An 18,219-nucleotide genomic window follows, 5' to 3' on the forward strand; every position below is an offset into this window, starting at 1 on the left:
ATCAGATGCCCCTGTCCCACGATGAAATTGCCCGGTTTCTGAAATCCGTTCATCCCTATGACGCGCTGCCGTCTGACGCCCTGGACCAGATCGTCAAGCAGATCGAGGTCTGGGAGGTTGAGGAAAACGCTTCAGTCTATGAACTCGGCCATACCCTGCCCGGTGTGTTCGTGATCTATGAAGGACAGGTTGAGATCACCGACGAGAACGGTGCAGTCGTTTCTCATCTGGGGTTGCGCAATTCCTTTGGTGAGCGCGGCCTGTTGAGAGACGGCAAAGCCGCCACCAAAGCCCGCGCGCATACACCATCGGTTCTGATGCTACTGCCACCGGATCTGGTCAGGCGGTTGATTGAAGGGCACGATGTCGTCGCCAAATTCTTCGATCGAACCCGGGGCGATCGCAGCGGTCCCCAAAGCCTTGCGACCAGCTCGATTGACGTTCTGATGGCGCGCAATCCTGCCACCTGCCCTGCGGACACGTCGGTTCAGGAAGCGGCCCAGATCATGCGCGACAAACATATCTCGTCGCTTTGCGTGACCGACGGAGATATCTTGAAGGGTATAGCCACCCTACGGGACATTTCGGGCAAGTATGTTGCAGATGGTTTGCCAGCAACCACACAGATTTCGGAAATCATGACTGCAAACCCCGTGACCCTGTCACCCAGTGATATCGGCTCGGATGTTCTTCACATCATGATGGAGCGCGGCATTGGCCACATCCCGATTTCCGAAGGAGGTCGTCTGGTCGGGATCGTGACACAGACCGATCTGACACATTATCAGGCCGTCAACTCGGCCGAGTTGGTTGGCCGCATTGCTAAGGCGGACACTGCTGAAGAAATGGCGCGAGTGACCGCAGAAATTCCGAAACTGCTGGTACAGTTGGTTGCTGGCGGGAACCGGCACGAGATTGTCACGCGGCTCATCACCGATATTGCTGACACTGCTACCCGCCGCCTGCTGAAACTGGCTGAAACCGAACTGGGACCGCCCCCTGTACCCTATTTGTGGCTGGCCTGCGGCTCACAGGGGCGGCAAGAACAAACCGGCGTATCCGATCAGGACAATTGCCTGATGCTGGATGACAGCGTCACCGACGCCGATATGACCTATTTCACCAAACTGGCCAAATTCGTCTCGGACGGGCTGGACGTCTGCGGGTATTTTTACTGCCCCGGCGACATGATGGCGACCAATCCGCGCTGGTGTCAGCCGGTTCGTGTCTGGCGCGACTATTTCAAGGGCTGGATTGCCACGCCAAACCCCGAGGCGCAAATGCTGGCCTCGGTCATGTTTGACCTGCGCCCCATCGGCGGCGCGTTTGAGTTGTTTGCCGACCTGCAAGCGGACACTCTGGCAGCGGCCCGAGCAAACTCGATCTTCGTCGCACACATGATTTCCAACTCGCTGAAGCATACGCCCCCCCTGGGCCTGCTGCGCGGTTTCGCGACGATCCGCTCGGGCGAGCATCGCAACACGCTGGATCTGAAACACAACGGAGTGGTGCCCGTTGTCGATCTGGCACGCATCTACGCATTGCAGGGCGAACTGACCGAAGCCAACACCCGCGCCCGCCTGAAGGCAGCCGAGTCCAGCGGTGTGCTCAGCCCCTCTGGTGCGCGTGACCTGCTGGATGCCTATGATCTGATCGCAGAAACCCGGCTGGAGCATCAGGTGCGGCTGGTTAAATCCGGAGCGATGCCCGACAACTATCTGCCACCGTCCGAATTGTCGGACTTTGAGCGAAGTCATCTGCGCGATGCCTTCGTGGTGGTAAAAACGATGCAATCGGCAGTTGGCCACGGCAAGGGAATGCTGGGCTGACATGCGTCTGAGGAACGGAGAGACCAAATGTTTCTGGAACTGATCGGTACGGTTTTTGCGGGGATCGCATTTGCAGGCATCGTTCTTCTACTGAACAAGCTGACCGGAGGACGTTTGCCGAAATGGACCACTCCGGTTGCCGCTGGCCTCGGTATGATCGGAATGACCATCACCAGCGAGTATTCCTGGTATGACCGCACGCGCGACCAACTGCCCGAAGAGATGACAATCGTGCAAGAGGTCGAAAGCCGCGCATTTTATCGTCCCTGGACCTACGCAGTGCCGTTCGTTGATCGCTTTGCCGCAATCGACACCGTATCTGTGCGGACAAATGAAAACGTTCCGGAACAACGGCTTGTCGACCTCTATTTCTTTGGCCGCTGGGCTCCGGTATCGAAGCTGCCGGTTGCTGTAAACTGTGCAGAAAACCGCCGCGCCAACCTAGCAGATGGCGCCGAGTTCGCCGATGACGGGCGCCTGGTGAACGCTGACTGGATTGCAGCCGGGGACAACGATCCCATCATCGAAGCCACTTGCGGGGTTTGATCATGCTTACCGGGTTAAGTCTGAGGGTCAGGATTTTTCTGTTCTTCTGCCTCCTTGCTTTTGGAGGGGTTGCGATAAGTGCCACCGCTCTCTGGATCACCTATTCCCGCGCGGGAAATCCCGATCTGGTGAATGATTTCGTCTTTGCTGAAATCCTGATCGGATTTGGATTACTGGCACTGGTTGCAGGTGTTTGGCTGCTGTTTGACGACAACGTCGCCAAACCGATCGAACGGCTTTCCGCCCAGCTGCGTGCCCGTGCTCATGCCGGTGTTAGCACCGACCTCGACATGCAGGCCGCGCGTTATCTGGGCGATCTTGCCCCGGCTGCAGCGGGATTGGCGGAACAACTCGCCTCGAACGCCATGCGCACAGCCGAAGCCGTCGCTGCGGAAACTGCGCATCTGGCTGCGGAGAAACAACGCCTGACCGCCCTGCTGACCGAGATCCCGGTGGCCATGCTGCTGGCCAGTCCGAAGCATCAGATCGTTCTGTACGACGGGCAGGCAGCCGAGGTTCTTGCCCAGATCGCGCATCCTCGTCTGAACGCGTCTCTTTTCGAGTATCTCGAAGCCACCGGCCTGACAGACGCTTATGCCAAGATGTGCAAAACCGGAAAGGACGTCTATTGCACCCTGTCCAGCGTGGATGGGCGGCAGACATACTCCGCCCGGATGAAACCCTTGGGCGATGCACCAGGATATATGCTTGTCTTCGAAGACAGCGCGGCACATATGTCACCGGACGATGCCCGCCCGCTGGTCTATGATTTCGAACTTCTCAATACACCGGGGGATGACGCGTTCGAGAACCGCCCCCTGTCGGATCTGTGCTTCGTGGTCTTCGACACGGAAACAACCGGTTTGCTGCCTCACAAGGATGAGATTGTGCAGATCGGCGCTGTACGCGTTCTGAATGGCAAAATCGTTCAGGGTGAGCATCTGGACATGCTGGTTGATCCCGGCATTCCAATTCCACCTGCCTCGACCAAGGTACACAAGATCAGCGACCGCATGGTTCATGGCGCGCCGGATATTGCCGAAGCCGGGCGCGTTTTCCATCAGTTCACGCGTGACGCGGTGATCGTGGCGCATAACGCCCCGTTCGACATGGCGTTCCTGCGCCGTCATGCCAAACGGATGGGTGTTGAATGGGACCATCCGATACTCGACACGGTCCTACTATCTGCGGTGCTGTTCGGGGCCAGCGATACACACACGCTGGACGCCTTGTGTGAACGGTTGGAAATTACGATCCCCGACGCTTTGCGCCATACAGCACTGGGCGATGCGGTTGCCACAGCCGAGGCATTGGTCAAGATGCTGCCGATCCTGCAAGCCCGTAGCCTGACAACCTTTGGCGAAGTGATTATGGAAACCCGTAAACACGGTCGTTTGCTGGAAGACCTGAACTGACGGCTTATATTGAACTCGGCAGTCAGCTTTTCATGGACAATCCGGGCCACGCATGGCACCTGATGCGCGGCCAAGGATTAAGCGCGCAATGACCGAAAAGACCTTTACACCGACCCCGGATCAAAGCCCCGCCTTTCGGGAAGCACTCGGATGCTTTGGCACCGGCGTCACGGTAATTACCGCGCAATCCGACGAAGGTCCGCGCGCCATAACAGTGAATTCATTTGCGTCAGTCTCGTTGGAACCGCCACTAGTCCTGTGGTGTTTGGCCAGGGAATCATTCCGTTTCGATACTTTCAGTACCTGTGATCTCTATTCTATCCACGTCATGGCACAGGATCAGCAGGATCAGGCGTTGCGGTTTGCACGCGATGGAGCGGATTTCTCACATGCAGACTGGACCGAGGATGCGGTCGGGCGTCCACATCTGGCCCAGTGTCTGGCCCGGTTTGATTGCCGTCTGCATACCCGTCATGACGCCGGCGATCATCTGATCATTGTGGGTCAGGTGGAACAGGTCATGTATCGCACCGGCAAAGGGCTGATCTTCAAACGCGGACAGTTCGGCGGTTTTGTCGACCTGATCTAATCGTCCAGCGACCCGTGAACCGCGAGCGCTTCCAGCTCGGCATCCTGTGGAGTGATCACCCGAAAAGCTTCGTGGACGCCTGTGTCGGTCAATTCCCTTGCGACAATCAACAGCGTGTTGGCCGCGTGGTCTTCGCACAGTTCCGACATGTGATCGATTTCAGCTTGGGCGACACCCAATGCCGCATCTATCGAGGGCGCGCCATAGAACTGCACAAAATGTTCGGCCAGATCACGCGTGATCTGGTTTTTCTCTGCGGCTTCGATCTGCGTCACGGCCACAAAAGTTACCCGGCCAAAGGTTTCTAACCCCAGCCAGCCATTCGCAAATGCCTGTCGCGCCTTGCCTTCAAGATCACCCTGGCCCCAGTTCGAAAACTCGAACCCGCCCGAAACGCACCACTCTCCGGTGCGAGCCGGGGAATGAAACACGTTCATGTCGCTTTCGTCGAAATGGATTGCTCGGGCCAGTTTCATTATCGGTTCTCCAACAAGTCGGTCAGGGGACGAAGGTGCGTATCGACCCCGTCGCGGATCAGCATCCCGAAACGTTCATCCGTTCCAAGGAATACGCCTCCGTCGATCAACGGTTCGCCTACACCACGCAGCAGGCCCATCCATTCGGCGTGCAAGGAGGCGTTGCCATCCTCCTGCCAACGGTTGAGCCAGGTCAACATGTGTCGTGACCAGCTTTCCACCAGCTGCGTTGCCGAAACCTCGGTACAGCCTTCATCGTACAGCGCTGTGATATCGGGGGTTTCGCCCGGCGCGTCGCTGGTTTGCAACAGCGTCAGTTCCCAACCAACGATAAGCCAGTCCGGCTCTTCCTCGGGCATTGATGTCGACGCAGCCGCACGGAACCGGCCGCAACGCGCGCCGTTTACACAAATCAGGCCATCCCAACCCAAATGCACGGCAACCTCTGGCGGGGCCAAAGCGCCCAGCGCGTTCTGGAATCCCACTGCGCAGAGCGGCAGCATCACCATCGCATCCTGCAACGGCACCTCGGGGGCAAAAACAATTGCCACCCGCAGGAAATCCGCCTGAACGTTGTAAACCACCGTCCCCGCATCGCAGCCCAGCGCCGCCATTGCCAGCGCGCGCTCGAACGGGTCCTCTCCGCCCTGCACAGGATGGCCTGTCAACAGTGGGGGGAATACCGGTTGGCTCATGCGTTGCCCTTGGCGATCAGGTCCCGGGCGATTTTGCGGAACGCCTCGGCCTGCGGGCTGTCAGGTTTGCTGACGACAATCGGCGCGCCTCCGTCAGCGGCGACCCGGATGTCCAGATGCAAGGGGATTTCACCCAGCAACGGCACGCCCAGCGCCTCTGCCTCGGACTTGACACCACCATGACCAAAAACATGTTCTTCATGTCCACAGTTCGAACAGATATGCGTGGACATGTTTTCGATCATCCCAACAATGGGTGTCTTGAGCTGATTGAACATGTCGATCCCTTTGCGGGCATCGATCAGGGCTACGTCCTGCGGCGTCGAAACGACAATGGCTCCGTCCACCTGAAACTTCTGGCTCAGCGTCAGTTGCACGTCACCGGTGCCGGGTGGCAGATCGACAATCAGAACATCCAACGCGCCCCATTGCACCTGGCTCATCATTTGTTGCAGCGCACCCATCAGCATCGGCCCCCGCCAGACAACTGCCTGACCTTCATTGGTCATCAAGCCCATCGACATCATGGTGACGCCGTGGTTGCGCAGTGGTAGGATCGTCTTGCCGTCAGGGCTGGCCGGACGGCCCGAGACACCCAGCATCCTGGGCTGCGACGGCCCGTAGACATCGGCGTCCAGCAAACCCACACGTCGTCCTTCCGCAGCTAATGCGCAGGCAAGGTTGGCCGATACAGTGGATTTGCCTACCCCACCCTTGCCGGACGCAACGGCGATGATCCGATCCACACCCGGTACCGCCTGCGGCCCGGTTTGTGATGGCTTGGGTTTCGGTTTCAGATCCGGCGGCGCCTTTTCGGAATGCGCGGTCATCATGGCCGAAACACTTGCAACGCCTTCAACCATTTGCGCGGCCTTTTCGGCCGTAGCGCGGACAGGTTCCATCTTTTCCGCGTTCTTCGGGTCGATCTCAAGCACAAAGCGCACAGTATCGCCGTCTACGTTCAGGGCACGCACGATGCCCGCACTTACAATGTCCTGCCCGGAAACCGGGTCGGTGATCTTTTTCAGGTTCGCCAGAACCGCGTCACGAACACTCATGCTTGTTCCCCTTGATGTGCCCTGCTGACAGGGGCGTGCGTATCGACTCACCGCTCATTGCACGTGTCTCCGTCTTTTTCTGTTCAATTGACGCATCCCGCCCCGCGAAGTTACGTTGAGCCATGCGCTTTGTCCTCTTGTGCCTGAGCCTGACGCTCTCTGCCACCCCCTCTTGGTCACAAGAGGCTATTGGCCTTGCGGCCCCGGCAGACGTGAACGGCTCTGGCCTGTTGCAACATATCCTTCCTCGCTTCTCTCTCAAGACCGGGATCCGCGTTATTGCAGACGACGCCGGGGTTATGGTGCTGGAAACCGCGCCGCCCGGTGATCCGGTCTTTGCCCGCGGCGAGGTGATCTATCACCTGCGTATCGAAGACAGTGACCGCCAGGCCCGTTTTCTTGAATGGCTGAAGTCGGATATCGGCAAGCGCACGGTGGAAAGCTTTGCTCCGGCACAGGGAGAGCCCTTTTCTGCCAGCTTCGACCTCGCAGTTGTTGAGGCCGATGACATCTTCGATGGCGACACCCAACTCGGTGAAGAATTGTCGATGACCCATTGCGGACGCTGTCATGTTGTCGGGCCAAAGAACCGCATGAATGGCCTGGGGTCGACGCCCTCTTTCGCCGTTCTGCGCGCAATGCCTGACTGGTCGCGGCGGTTCGAGGCGTTTTTCGCCCTGAACCCCCACCCTGCATTCACGCAGATCGACGGGCTGACGCCCCCTTTTGATCCCGAACGCCCTTCTCCAATTCACCCGGTTGAGATGACATTGGATGATCTTGACGCGATTCTGGCGTTCGTATCGCGCATCGACGCCGCAGATCTGGGTGCCCCTCTAAAGCTTCAGTGATCCTTTCTGTCCGAATAGTAATCCTCGGTTGTGACGACCCGAGGCCTGGCTTTTGACTGGAACGGATTGTCTTGCTGTTGAAACTGCACGTTCACCCGGCAATTGTCACACATCTGGATCATCCGCGCCTGATCTGAAGTCGCGAACATCGGGTGCGTACCCGACAGCTTCTCCATGATCCGCTCAACCGTGGATTTCACGCCGAACAGCGCCCCGCATTCTACGCAGGCAAAAGGTTCCTCTTCGTTCAGAACCTGCTGTGACAGGGCCGCATCGCTGAGATCAAGTTGTGGAACAAGAGTGATCGCGTCCTCGGGGCAAATGGTCTTGCACATCCCGCATTGCAGACAGGCGTCTTGCTGGAAGTTCAGTTGCGGCTTGTCCGGGTTGTCGATCAAAGCACCTGATGGGCACAGCGACACACAGCTGAGGCACAGGGTGCAGCTATCGGTGTTTACTGCAACCGCCCCGTAAGGCGCATTCCCGGGCAATGGCAAAGGCGCGTCGGCCTGCGGGTTCAGCGCTTGCGCTGCCAGCCGTGCAATTTGCCGGCGATTGCCCAACGGCAGAACCGGATCAGACAAAGGTCGGGGCACCGCTTGCCCGTACAGCAGATCGGACATCGCATCGGGGTCAACCTCATCAATCAGGCCAATGCCCTCCGAGCCTGCAATGGCATGTGCCAATTCGAGTTCCCGGTTCAGCGCTTGGCGTTCGATCGTCGGGGCTAGAAGAACATCCACCCGTGCAAACCCATGCGCCAGAGCCGCCAGCATCTCGGCATGGCCATAGCCAGAAATCACGTTCAGTTCCAACGGGATGACATCCGAAGGTAATCCGCGCCCAAAACGAGCAGCCAGCCGGATCATCTCAGCCCCGTGGGCGTCATGCACAAGCAACCGAGGCGCGGTGCCACCAGCCCGGCGATAAGTGCGGGCCAGAATATGCATCCGCGACAACAGCGCCGAAACAGGTGGGTCTTCATAGGTTATGGCCGTTGAAGGGCATAGCGCAGCGCAAGCACCACAGCCGGCACATACCATCGGATCGACGGCGACATACTCGCCCGCTGGGGAAATCGCTCCGGTTGGGCAGATATCCAGACAGTTGGAACAGCCCACCTGCCCGGCGCGGGAATGGGCACACAGGGTTTCCTCCAACCGCACATAGAGAGGTTTTTCAAACGTTCCCACCAATTGTGCAGCTTCAAAAGCCAGCCTTTCCACAGCAACCGCATCCTTGGGATCAGCTCGCAGGTAGCCCTCGCGCTTAGCCGGAGCCTGAACAAAAGGTGTTTCACCCGCCAGATCAACGACAATGTCGCACGCAGAAAGCGCTCCGTCCCTTGGATCGGTCCATGCAAAAGCGCCGCGCCCTCCGGGTACGACTTGCTGCAGCGCGTCCAGCCGCAGGGAAAACCCACCGAGCGCACCGGAAACCGAACGAAGCCGCCCCCGCACCACGTCATAGTCCCGTGAGATAGGATCCGACAGATCGGTCGTCATGACGGTCACAGCCATTGAGTCGGCCAGACGCTCTGCCAGATCAAAGGTCACCGTACCGGGCCCGATGATGAAACAGGTGCCTTCACTGAAGACATCCACGCTAGGCGTGACGGGTTGCGGCAATACGGCCTCGGCCGCCAAGGCCGCCATCTTGGGGGTCGCATCCGCACCTTGATCGGACCACCCTGCCCGATCGCGCAGATCGACAAATCCGGGCGCATCGATATTCAGGTCTTCGGCGAGTGATCGAAAAACTTCCTGCTCTTGCAGGCAGGCAATGACTGTTTCGCCTTCTTTCATCAGCTTGGCGGCTGATTTCAGTTCGGTTGTACAAAGCGCGGTGTGCGCTCTGGAACACCTGATACTGCAAGCGCTCTCAATCACATCCGGGTCCAGCGCCTGAGTACCGGCGCAATCGCATAGCAGTAGTTTGGTGCCCATATCCCCTCCTCAGGAAACCGTTCTGGTCCCATGCACACTAGGCTGTACCCCCGGCAAGACAACTTCAACCCCTTGCCGCACGCCCTGCTCCAGACTGCATTTCGGGCCAAATTGTCAGAAAACATAAGCGTTCATTGGGCCTGCTCACGCAGTTGCTACCCTGGACTACGACCAAAGTCGTAGAGCTTAGGCTTGGCACACAGCCAGTTTGTGTACCATAGTGGACTTGCAAAGGCAGGGGAGAGCCTTTCGGGGAGGAGCCAGTGGCCAAGGCCGCAAGCCAGACTGAAATGCCGGTTGGCGTCATCGTGCGCAAGACACCCGGGGTCACACGCTGGGCCCGGTGGAACTGGCGTGCCGTTGCCCTTTTACCCGGCGCAGGAGCAGCCAACTGGCAGGAGCTGCGCCGTGAAGGCGATGCGGTCGAGTATCATGCCGCCACCCTGCCGCTGACGCTCTGGGCAGATGAAACCGAAGCCTACATGGTCAACCTGTTGGATGGACAGCCTTCGCTATACCTTGTGCTGCGAGACGAACTGAAGGGTGACACGCCCCTGAATGCAGTTCTGATCACCGCCTCTCCGTTCGAAGGGCAGGACTATGCGGATACCGGCGAAGAAATTGTCGAGAAAATCCCGATGACCGAAGGGCTGATCGCCTGGGTTCGGGATTTCACACTGAAACATCATCAGCACGAAGTTTTCGTCAAGCGCCGCCGTGACAAGAAACGGACCGATCTGGTGGAAGACGGCAAAGGTGACGCGCGTATCAGGCAGGAATCGGACGTTTACCGCGCCCCCAGGAAGGTGTTCCAATGACGCGGCCGCGTGATTTCTGGTCGCGCCGAAAGGCCGCTGTTCAGGCTGAAGCCGAAGCCGAGGTTCTGGTTGCGGAAGACCAGGTGATCGCGGCTCAGCAAGCGGAGCTGGAGGAAAAGACTGACGCGGACATTCTTGCTGAGTTTGACTTACCCGATCCGGACATGTTGCAGCCCGGCGATGATGTTTCGGGTTTTATGGCCAAGGCCGTGCCAGATCGCCTGCGTCGCCGCGCCCTTCGTCGGCTGTGGCGGTTGAACCCGGTTCTGGCCAATGTCGACGGGCTGGTTGATTATGGCGAGGATTATACCGATGCGGCCTGCGTGATCGAAAACATCCAGACCGCCTATCAAGTTGGCAAAGGCATGCTGGCGCATATCGAAGCACTGGCGGCCGACACAGAAGAAACAACAGACGATGTCGTTGAAAGTGAAGCCGATACGCGTACTGAACCCGAGGCCGCGCCGGTCGAACCCGATCTCGTTCCCGAGCCGGTATCAGCCGCTCGGGCGGAAGAGCCGGAGGAATTCGACCTTCCCCCGGCACCACGTCGAATGACATTTGAATTTGAAGGATGACCGAATGACCGCAAGTGACGCGCATGCTCTGGACGTTTCAACCGAGGATCGCCTGCGCGCGGATTTCTACAACTTTCTGGGCTTGCTGCTGGCCGGCCCGCCCGACCAGATGCTGCTGGATCAGTTGGCTGGTCTGGGCGGCGATGACACTGACTTGGGCCAGGCCATTCAAGCCATGGCGCGGGTCGCCAAGGTCACCAAGCCCGCCGGGGCCGAGCGGGAATTCAATGCATTGTTCATCGGTTTGGGTCGGGGCGAATTGCTGCCCTATGCCAGCTTCTACCTGACGGGTTTCCTGAACGAAAAACCTTTGGCGCAGCTGCGCAACGACATGGCGGTACGTGGGATCACACGGGCCCAAAACGTGTTTGAGCCTGAAGACAACATAGCATCATTGATGGAAATGATGGCCGGAATGATCGTTGGGCGTTTTGGCACCCCAGCCTCACTGGAAGACCAGAAAGCGTTCTGGAACAAACATATCGGCCCCTGGGCCACGCATTTCTATTCAGATTTGGAAGCCGCCGAGAACTCGGTTCTTTATGCATCCGTCGGCACCGCCGGTCGGGTTTTCATGGAGATCGAGCGCGAAGCATTCCGGATGACGGCGGGGTAACCCGCAAATCGCCGGTGTCCAATGGGCACCAAACCGCAATTGGGACAGGAGGAGCCCATGAGCAAGACCAAGGAAGAAGGCGCCACACGCCGCGACTTCCTCAAACTGGCCGGAACCGCAGCACCTGCTGCCGTTGCCGCCGCCAGCCTGACCGGGAAAGCCGAAGCGGCCGAGTTGCCGACCGACGATACCCGCATTCAGGATACTGCGCATACACGCGCCTACATCGAAAGCACCCGGTTCTAGGATCGGACGTTTTCACACCCGACTGACGGTTGCGATTGGCCCCGACGTCGGCTTCAGCAGTACCAAGCCAGCCGTGGCACACACGGCGCGCAAGGGAGGAAACAAATGCTTAGGAAAAAGACCAACGGGGTTGCGAGACGCCCCCAGCGGACAAGTATCCTGTCCCAGGTCGGCGAGAAAACCGTCGATCGCCGCGCATTCCTGCGTGGCTCGGGCCTGACGATCGGCGGCCTTGCCGCGATCAGCGCCACGGGTGGAACCGTGACGCCGGCCAGTGCCCAGACAGCGGCGAACACCGCCGTTGAAAACATCAAATCCGTATGCACCCACTGCTCGGTCGGCTGTACGGTCGTTGCCGAAGTGCAGAACGGTGTCTGGATCGGGCAGGAACCCGGTTGGGACAGCCCGTTCAACCTGGGTGCACACTGCGCCAAAGGGGCATCGGTTCGCGAGCACGCCCATGGCGAACGCCGCCTGAAATATCCGATGAAAAAGGAAGGCGGAGAGTGGAAGCGCATCAGCTGGGAAGAGGCGATCAACGAGATCGGCGACGGCATGATGAGTATCCGCGAAGAATCCGGGCCAGACAGCGTATACTGGTTGGGTTCCGCGAAACATAACAACGAACAGGCCTATCTGTTCCGCAAGTTCGCGGCCTATTGGGGCACGAACAACGTGGACCATCAGGCCCGTATCTGCCACTCGACCACTGTTGCTGGCGTTGCGAATACATGGGGCTACGGCGCCATGACCAATTCGTACAACGACATGCACAACAGCAAGGCGATCTTCATCATCGGCGGCAATCCGGCCGAGGCGCACCCCGTCTCGCTGCTGCATATTCTGCGCGCAAAAGAGCAGAACAACGCACCGCTGATCGTCTGCGACCCGCGCTTTACACGAACCGCGGCCCATGCGGATGAATATGTCCGTTTCCGTCCCGGCACAGATGTTGCGCTGGTCTGGGGTATCCTGTGGCACATCTTCGACAACGGTTGGGAAGACAAAGAGTTCATCCGCACCCGCGTCTGGGGCATGGATCAGATCCGCGAGGAAGTTGCCAAGTGGAACCCGGATGAGGTGGAACGTGTCACCGGCACGCCGGGATCACAGCTGAAACGTGTTGCTCGCACGATGGCGAACAACCGTCCCGGTACGGTCGTCTGGTGTATGGGCGGTACACAGCACACCAACGGCAACAACAACACTCGCGCCTATTGCGTGCTGCAGCTTGCGCTCGGCAACATGGGCACCTCTGGTGGTGGCACCAATATCTTCCGTGGCCATGACAACGTTCAGGGCGCAACGGACCTAGGTGTTCTGTCCCACACCCTGCCCGGTTATTATGGCCTATCAAAGGGAGCATGGGGCCACTGGGCACGTGTCTGGGGTGAAGAGCCTGATTGGCTGGCGGGTCAGTTCGCGTCGATCAAGGACAAGGAAGGCAAGGATAAGTCGCTGCAAAATGAGCGTGGCATTCCGGTCTCCCGCTGGATCGACGGTGTTCTGGAAGATCCGGCGAACATGGATCAGGACAACAACGTCCGCGCCATGGTTCTGTGGGGTCATGCGCCGAACTCGCAAACGCGGGGCCCGGAAATGAAGACGGCAATGGAAAAGCTGGACATGCTGGTCGTGATCGACCCGTACCCCACCGTTTCGGCCGTTCTGCACGACCGCACCGATGGTGTTTACCTGCTGCCGGCCTGCACACAGTTTGAAACGCGTGGCTCGGTCACGGCTTCGAACCGTTCGCTGCAATGGCGTGACAAGGTGGTAGATCCGCTGTTCGAAAGCCTGCCGGACGAGGTCATCATGGCCAAGTTCGCCAACAAGTTCGGCTGGGCGGATCGGCTCTTCCGCAATATCGAGATGGAAGACCCGGAAACCCCGAATGTTGAAAGCATCACGCGTGAGTTCAACTCGGGCCTCTGGACCATCGGATATACCGGTCAGTCGCCGGAACGCCTGAAAAGCCATATGGCCAACCAGCACACGTTCGACAGAACCACGCTGCAAGCCATTGGTGGACCAAACGACGGCGAGTATTACGGTTTGCCCTGGCCCTGCTGGGGAACCGCCGAGATGGGTCATACGGGGACACCAAACCTCTATGACATGTCCAAACCGGTGGCCGAAGGCGGCCTGACCTTCCGCGCCCGCTTCGGTGTGGAACGCGATGGTGACAACCTGCTGGCCGAAGGGGTCTATAGCGTCGGATCTGAAATTCAGGATGGATACCCTGAATTCACGATGCAGATGCTGATGGACCTTGGCTGGGATGGCGATCTGACGGCTGAGGAACGCGCGGCGATTGATGCCGTGGCAGGACCAGAGACCAACTGGAAAACCGACCTGTCCGGCGGTATCCAGCGGGTTGCAATCGCCCATGGCTGTGCGCCCTTCGGGAACGCCAAAGCCCGCGCGGTTGTCTGGACCTTCCCGGATCCGATCCCGCTGCATCGCGAACCGCTCTATACGAACCGGCGCGATCTGGTGGAGGACTATCCGACCTACGAGGACCGTCAGGCCTATCGTCTGCCGACCTTGTATGCCTCAATTCAAAAGAACGACTTTTCAAAGGATTATCCGATAATCCTCACGTCAGGTCGTCTGGTCGAATATGAAGGCGGCGGCGAAGAAACCCGGTCGAACCCGTGGCTGGCCGAACTGCAACAGGACATGTTCGTCGAGATCAACCCCCGCGATGCCAACAACCTTGGTATTCGGGACGGGGCGCAGGTTTGGGTGGAAGGTCCCGAAGGCGGCAAGGTCAAGGTGATGGCGATGCTGACCAACAGGGTCGGTGCCGGCGTGGCGTTTATGCCATTCCACTTCGGCGGCCATTTCCAGGGTCAGGATTTGCGGGACAAATACCCCGCAGGCGCTGATCCTTATGTGCTGGGTGAAAGTTCCAACACCGCCCAGACCTATGGCTATGATTCAGTGACCCAGATGCAGGAGACCAAAGCGACTCTCTGCAAGATCTCGGCAGCGTAAGGAGGACGATAAATGGCTAGAGCAAAGTTTCTCTGCGACGCTGAACGCTGCATCGAGTGCAACGCCTGCGTAACTGCGTGTAAGAACGAGCACGAGGTGCCCTGGGGCATCAACCGCCGCAGGGTGGTGACGATCAATGACGGCAATCCGGGCGAACGCTCGATTTCGGTGGCCTGCATGCATTGTTCCGACGCGCCCTGCATGGCGGTTTGCCCTGTCGACTGCTTCTATCAGAACGAAGAAGGGGTCGTCCTGCACTCGAAGGACCTGTGCATTGGCTGCGGCTATTGCTTCTACGCGTGCCCATTCGGCGCGCCGCAATACCCGCAGGCTGGTAACTTCGGATCGCGTGGCAAGATGGACAAATGTACCTTCTGTGCCGGCGGCCCCGAGGAAACGCATTCGACCGCAGAGTTCGCCAAATATGGTCGCAACCGGATCGCCGAGGGCAAACTGCCCATCTGCGCCGAGATGTGCTCCACCAAGGCCCTGCTCGCTGGTGACGGCGACGTGGTGTCCGCAGTTTACCGTGAACGCGTCGTGGCGCGCGGTTTCGGCTCGGGCGCCTGGGGCTGGGGTACTGCCTACGACCAGAAAGACGGGTAAAACCCGGCCTTAGAAAAATGGCCTCCCGCCACGTGCGGGAGGCTTTCCGGATGCTTCGAGCAGGGATCCGTTTCCTGCAATGGCACAACAATCTATTTTAGAGGCGCACATGACCAATGATGTTTACTGGCTGCTGAAACTTGACCTAGATCTGGATAAAAAGGGTGAGTTCGAAGCGCTTATGGCAGAGATGGTCGCGGCCACGCAGCAGGAGACCGGCGCCAGAAGCTATGAATGGCACATGACCGGTTCGGCCGTCCATATCTTCGAACGCTACGCCAGTTCCGAAGATGCCATGATACATATGCAGAATTTCGGTGCGCATTTTGCTGAACGTTTTCTGGCCCTTCTGACGCCAGTGGGATTGGACGTTTATGGTCCGGCCAAGGATGATCTTCGCGAAGCACTCACGCCAGTCGGCGCCGTTTTTCACCAGCAAATCGGTGGATTTGACCGCTGATATGAAAATGCACAGGAGGATACCCCTATGCGCCTGATTCAGTACCTGCTCGTTTCGATTTTTCTAACCGGAGCCGCATGGGCGCAAGAGACCTCTGAACCCACGGCGGATGAGCGCACCTCGACCGGCGGAGCGACAACCCTGGAAGATATTCTTGCCCGGCAACGTGGTGAGAATGTCGACAACAGCTATCGCTCTGAGAATACCGGTCAGGGCAATGCAGAGGGGTTGCTGGGCCAGCTTGGCACGCGCGGCGTGGCCTCGGACAGCGACGTATACCGCGCATTGCGCTACGGCTCGGCTGATGTGACGGTGTCGTCGCATGGCCCTGCGGCGAGCGTGTTGATTCAGGATGGCGGCATGTGGTGGCTGAACTTCCGCACCGGGCCACTACGCGAATACGGCACCTATATCGTTGCCGGGATGCTGGGTATCATCCTGCTGTTTTTCCTGATCCGTGGCAAAATACGCATCGACGGTGAAAAAACCGGCCGTACGGTCACGCGTTTCAACGGGTTTGAACGGTTTGGTCATTGGCTTTTTGCGGGGTCGTTCCTGATCCTTGGTGCAACTGGCCTGCTGACGCTTTACGGGCGTGACTTCCTGATCCCGCTGTTCGGGAAGGAAGGGTTTGCCACCATTGCGCAAGGTTGCAAGTGGCTGCACAACAATCTGGCCTGGGCCTTCATGCTTGGCCTGATCATCGTCACGGTAAACTGGATCGCCCATAACATCCCCAACCGCGTGGATCTGAAATGGCTGGCCGCAGGCGGCGGATTGTTCACCAAGAACAGCCACCCGCCGGCAAAGAAGTTCAACGCGGGCCAAAAGATCATCTTCTGGGCGTGCATCCTGCTGGGCGCATCGATCAGCCTGTCGGGTCTGTCGCTGTTGTTCCCGTTCGAGATGCCCTTGTTTGCAAAAACCTTCCAGATCGCCAATTCGACCGGTATTCCGCAAATGATGGGCCTGAACCTGCCGGTGCAGATGTCGCCGCAGGAAGAGATGCAATACGCCCAAGTCTGGCATGTGATGGTGGCTTATGTGTTCATTGCGATCATCGTGGCGCATATCTATCTCGGCTCTGTCGGAATGGAGGGCGCCTTTGACGCCATGGGCACCGGCGAGGTCGAAGAACAATGGGCGCGCGAACACCACTCGCTGTGGCTGGAGGAAGTTCAGGAAAAAGAGGCAGGCAAGGCCGCCGCCTCACCCGCTGAATAGATGCGGGGGCTGGTTCTGGCCCTGGCGCTGATCCCGCTGCCCGCCTTGGCCGAATTCTTCACACTCAAAGGGCACGGCGGCCCAATCATGGGAATCGCCACAGCCCCGGACGGGCGTATCGCAACTGCCAGTTTCGACAATTCCGTCGGGCTATGGGCTGATCAGAACCCCGAATGGCTGGAGGGTCATGAAGCTGCCGTGAACGCCGTTGCCTTCAATGGTACTGCCATCTATTCCGCCGGAGATGACTTCACTCTGCGCAAGTGGCCCGGTGGTGACGTGATTGGGCGCCATCAGGGCAAGATCGTTGGTCTGGCAGCGTCCAAGACACACGTTGCGACCGCCAGTTGGGACGGAACAATCGGGGTGTGGCCCGTAAACGGAACCGGCCCCACTACTCTTGGGCCAACCGGAAGCGGTGTGAACGCCGTGGTGTTTTCTTCTGACGGCACACAGCTTTATTCGGCAGGTATGGATGGATCGCTGCGCATCTGGGACGTGATGAGTGGACAAGAGATCACCCGTCTCATCGAACACGGGTTCGGCATCAACGAACTGGTCCTGAATGAACCAGACAACTGGATCGCTTACGGTGCTGTTGATGGCGTGACCCGAATACTGGACCTTTCCACGGGTGAAGAACGTGATTTTACGCTGGATCGCCGGCCCATCCTTGCCTTGGCACTCAGCCCGGATCGCAGGCTTCTCGCCGTGGGTGACGGCGAAGGTTATATCATGGTCATCGATACCGCCGAATGGCGTATCACGCGGGATTTTCGCGCGACGTTGCGAGGGCCAGTCTGGGCCCTGGCCTTTTCCGTCGATGGTGAAAACATCCATGCGGGCGGAATAGACGAGGCCATGTACAGTTGGCCCGTAACCACCTTTTCCGACCAGCAACAAATGGCGGCAGCAGAGCCGAGTTTCCTCAAAAACCCTGACGAGATGGACAATGGTGAGCGTCAGTTCGCGCGCAAATGTTCAATCTGCCACAGCCTGACACCCGACAGCGAACGCCGCGCAGGTCCTACCTTACACGGGGTTTTCGGCAGACGGGCCGGTACGTCGCCCGGATATTTATACTCGGACACGCTGCAAGGCTCTGACATCATTTGGAATGACGAAACAATAAATGCTCTTTTCGACGAAGGGCCTGACCATTACATTCCGGGGTCTAAGATGCCGATGCAGCGAATTACGGCAGCTCAGGATCGTCAGGATCTTATTGCTTTTCTGCGCCGCGCAACGGGTGCCCGGAACTGAACT

General features: G+C 58.6%; 18 protein-coding genes. 14 read left to right on the forward strand and 4 right to left on the reverse strand.

What is annotated here, in order from left to right; translation table 11 throughout:
• Positions 1-5 precede the first annotated feature (5 nt).
• The 4 genes from D1823_RS07050 (at position 6) to D1823_RS07065 (ending at position 4,379) form a co-directional block, all read left to right on the forward strand.
• Complete coding sequence (locus tag D1823_RS07050; protein WP_117869243.1) at positions 6-1,829, forward strand: DUF294 nucleotidyltransferase-like domain-containing protein; 1,824 nt, start codon at positions 6-8, stop codon at positions 1,827-1,829.
• Between the two features lie 27 nt (positions 1,830-1,856).
• Positions 1,857-2,375: a hypothetical protein gene (locus D1823_RS07055; protein ID WP_117869244.1), complete on the forward strand. Its 519-nt coding sequence runs from the start codon at positions 1,857-1,859 to the stop codon at positions 2,373-2,375.
• 2 nt (positions 2,376-2,377) lie between these two features.
• A complete protein-coding gene (locus tag D1823_RS07060) occupies positions 2,378-3,790 on the forward strand; it encodes a 3'-5' exonuclease (RefSeq protein WP_117869245.1) in 1,413 nt (470 codons plus the stop codon).
• A gap of 88 nt (positions 3,791-3,878) precedes the next feature.
• Positions 3,879-4,379 (forward strand): flavin reductase family protein, encoded by a 501-nt coding sequence (locus D1823_RS07065; protein ID WP_117872785.1) that lies wholly within the window; start codon positions 3,879-3,881, stop codon positions 4,377-4,379.
• Here D1823_RS07065 and D1823_RS07070 read toward each other — a convergent pair.
• Genes D1823_RS07070 through D1823_RS07080 form a run of 3 tightly spaced genes read right to left on the reverse strand, consistent with a single transcriptional unit; the run spans position 4,376 to position 6,608 of the window.
• Positions 4,376-4,855, reverse strand: coding sequence for a DUF6505 family protein (locus tag D1823_RS07070; RefSeq protein ID WP_117869246.1), 480 nt, complete (start codon positions 4,853-4,855; stop codon positions 4,376-4,378). The genes D1823_RS07065 and D1823_RS07070 overlap by 4 nt on opposite strands.
• Complete coding sequence (locus D1823_RS07075; RefSeq protein WP_117869247.1) at positions 4,855-5,550, reverse strand: biotin/lipoate--protein ligase family protein; 696 nt, start codon at positions 5,548-5,550, stop codon at positions 4,855-4,857. The genes D1823_RS07070 and D1823_RS07075 overlap by 1 nt, the downstream gene beginning before the upstream one ends.
• Positions 5,547-6,608, reverse strand: a complete 1,062-nt coding sequence (locus tag D1823_RS07080) for an Mrp/NBP35 family ATP-binding protein (protein WP_117869248.1) — start codon at positions 6,606-6,608, stop codon at positions 5,547-5,549. The genes D1823_RS07075 and D1823_RS07080 overlap by 4 nt, the downstream gene beginning before the upstream one ends.
• A gap of 122 nt (positions 6,609-6,730) precedes the next feature.
• Here D1823_RS07080 and D1823_RS07085 point away from each other — a divergent pair, with 122 nt between their 5' ends.
• Positions 6,731-7,459: a cytochrome c gene (locus D1823_RS07085; RefSeq protein WP_117869249.1), complete on the forward strand. Its 729-nt coding sequence runs from the start codon at positions 6,731-6,733 to the stop codon at positions 7,457-7,459.
• Here D1823_RS07085 and D1823_RS07090 read toward each other — a convergent pair.
• Entirely contained in the window at positions 7,453-9,405 is a 1,953-nt protein-coding gene (locus D1823_RS07090; protein WP_117869250.1) for a 4Fe-4S binding protein, read from the reverse strand. The two genes, D1823_RS07085 and D1823_RS07090, sit on opposite strands and share 7 nt — an antisense overlap.
• 263 nt (positions 9,406-9,668) lie before the next feature.
• Between D1823_RS07090 and D1823_RS07095 the strand changes: the two genes are divergently transcribed.
• From D1823_RS07095 to D1823_RS07135, 9 genes are all read left to right on the forward strand, one after another.
• Positions 9,669-10,223, forward strand: coding sequence for a DUF3305 domain-containing protein (locus D1823_RS07095; RefSeq protein WP_117869251.1), 555 nt, complete (start codon positions 9,669-9,671; stop codon positions 10,221-10,223).
• A complete protein-coding gene (locus D1823_RS07100; RefSeq protein WP_117869252.1) occupies positions 10,220-10,801 on the forward strand; it encodes a DUF3306 domain-containing protein in 582 nt (193 codons plus the stop codon). The genes D1823_RS07095 and D1823_RS07100 overlap by 4 nt, the downstream gene beginning before the upstream one ends.
• 4 nt (positions 10,802-10,805) lie before the next feature.
• Entirely contained in the window at positions 10,806-11,417 is a 612-nt protein-coding gene (locus D1823_RS07105; RefSeq protein ID WP_117869253.1) for a molecular chaperone, read from the forward strand.
• Positions 11,418-11,474: 57 nt separating this feature from the next.
• Positions 11,475-11,663 (forward strand): ubiquinol-cytochrome c reductase iron-sulfur subunit N-terminal domain-containing protein, encoded by a 189-nt coding sequence (locus D1823_RS07110; protein WP_117869254.1) that lies wholly within the window; start codon positions 11,475-11,477, stop codon positions 11,661-11,663.
• A gap of 105 nt (positions 11,664-11,768) precedes the next feature.
• Positions 11,769-14,663, forward strand: coding sequence for a formate dehydrogenase subunit alpha (locus D1823_RS07115; RefSeq protein ID WP_117869255.1), 2,895 nt, complete (start codon positions 11,769-11,771; stop codon positions 14,661-14,663).
• A gap of 12 nt (positions 14,664-14,675) precedes the next feature.
• Complete coding sequence (gene fdh3B, locus D1823_RS07120) at positions 14,676-15,269, forward strand: formate dehydrogenase FDH3 subunit beta (protein WP_010439472.1); 594 nt, start codon at positions 14,676-14,678, stop codon at positions 15,267-15,269.
• A gap of 109 nt (positions 15,270-15,378) precedes the next feature.
• Positions 15,379-15,729, forward strand: coding sequence for a putative quinol monooxygenase (locus D1823_RS07125; protein WP_117869256.1), 351 nt, complete (start codon positions 15,379-15,381; stop codon positions 15,727-15,729).
• A 27-nt stretch (positions 15,730-15,756) separates the two neighbouring features.
• Complete coding sequence (locus tag D1823_RS07130; RefSeq protein WP_117869257.1) at positions 15,757-16,953, forward strand: formate dehydrogenase subunit gamma; 1,197 nt, start codon at positions 15,757-15,759, stop codon at positions 16,951-16,953.
• Positions 16,954-18,216: a c-type cytochrome gene (locus tag D1823_RS07135; RefSeq protein WP_117869258.1), complete on the forward strand. Its 1,263-nt coding sequence runs from the start codon at positions 16,954-16,956 to the stop codon at positions 18,214-18,216.
• Positions 18,217-18,219 lie beyond the last annotated feature (3 nt).

This window comes from Ruegeria sp. AD91A, assembly GCF_003443535.1.
Taxonomy (GTDB): domain Bacteria; phylum Pseudomonadota; class Alphaproteobacteria; order Rhodobacterales; family Rhodobacteraceae; genus Ruegeria.

What these genes read in the sequence shown, in the direction of transcription:
- D1823_RS07050 (WP_117869243.1), top strand. Translation starts at nt 6, where the DNA reads ATGCCCCTGTCCCACGATGAAATTGCCCGGTTTCTGAAATCCGTTCAT.
- D1823_RS07055 (WP_117869244.1), top strand. Translation starts at nt 1,857, where the DNA reads ATGTTTCTGGAACTGATCGGTACGGTTTTTGCGGGGATCGCATTTGCA.
- D1823_RS07060 (WP_117869245.1), top strand. Translation starts at nt 2,378, where the DNA reads ATGCTTACCGGGTTAAGTCTGAGGGTCAGGATTTTTCTGTTCTTCTGC.
- D1823_RS07065 (WP_117872785.1), top strand. Translation starts at nt 3,879, where the DNA reads ATGACCGAAAAGACCTTTACACCGACCCCGGATCAAAGCCCCGCCTTT.
- D1823_RS07070 (WP_117869246.1), bottom strand. Translation starts at nt 4,855, where the DNA reads ATGAAACTGGCCCGAGCAATCCATTTCGACGAAAGCGACATGAACGTG.
- D1823_RS07075 (WP_117869247.1), bottom strand. Translation starts at nt 5,550, where the DNA reads ATGAGCCAACCGGTATTCCCCCCACTGTTGACAGGCCATCCTGTGCAG.
- D1823_RS07080 (WP_117869248.1), bottom strand. Translation starts at nt 6,608, where the DNA reads ATGAGTGTTCGTGACGCGGTTCTGGCGAACCTGAAAAAGATCACCGAC.
- D1823_RS07085 (WP_117869249.1), top strand. Translation starts at nt 6,731, where the DNA reads ATGCGCTTTGTCCTCTTGTGCCTGAGCCTGACGCTCTCTGCCACCCCC.
- D1823_RS07090 (WP_117869250.1), bottom strand. Translation starts at nt 9,405, where the DNA reads ATGGGCACCAAACTACTGCTATGCGATTGCGCCGGTACTCAGGCGCTG.
- D1823_RS07100 (WP_117869252.1), top strand. Translation starts at nt 10,220, where the DNA reads ATGACGCGGCCGCGTGATTTCTGGTCGCGCCGAAAGGCCGCTGTTCAG.
- D1823_RS07105 (WP_117869253.1), top strand. Translation starts at nt 10,806, where the DNA reads ATGACCGCAAGTGACGCGCATGCTCTGGACGTTTCAACCGAGGATCGC.
- D1823_RS07110 (WP_117869254.1), top strand. Translation starts at nt 11,475, where the DNA reads ATGAGCAAGACCAAGGAAGAAGGCGCCACACGCCGCGACTTCCTCAAA.
- D1823_RS07115 (WP_117869255.1), top strand. Translation starts at nt 11,769, where the DNA reads ATGCTTAGGAAAAAGACCAACGGGGTTGCGAGACGCCCCCAGCGGACA.
- fdh3B (WP_010439472.1), top strand. Translation starts at nt 14,676, where the DNA reads ATGGCTAGAGCAAAGTTTCTCTGCGACGCTGAACGCTGCATCGAGTGC.
- D1823_RS07125 (WP_117869256.1), top strand. Translation starts at nt 15,379, where the DNA reads ATGACCAATGATGTTTACTGGCTGCTGAAACTTGACCTAGATCTGGAT.
- D1823_RS07130 (WP_117869257.1), top strand. Translation starts at nt 15,757, where the DNA reads ATGCGCCTGATTCAGTACCTGCTCGTTTCGATTTTTCTAACCGGAGCC.
- D1823_RS07135 (WP_117869258.1), top strand. Translation starts at nt 16,954, where the DNA reads ATGCGGGGGCTGGTTCTGGCCCTGGCGCTGATCCCGCTGCCCGCCTTG.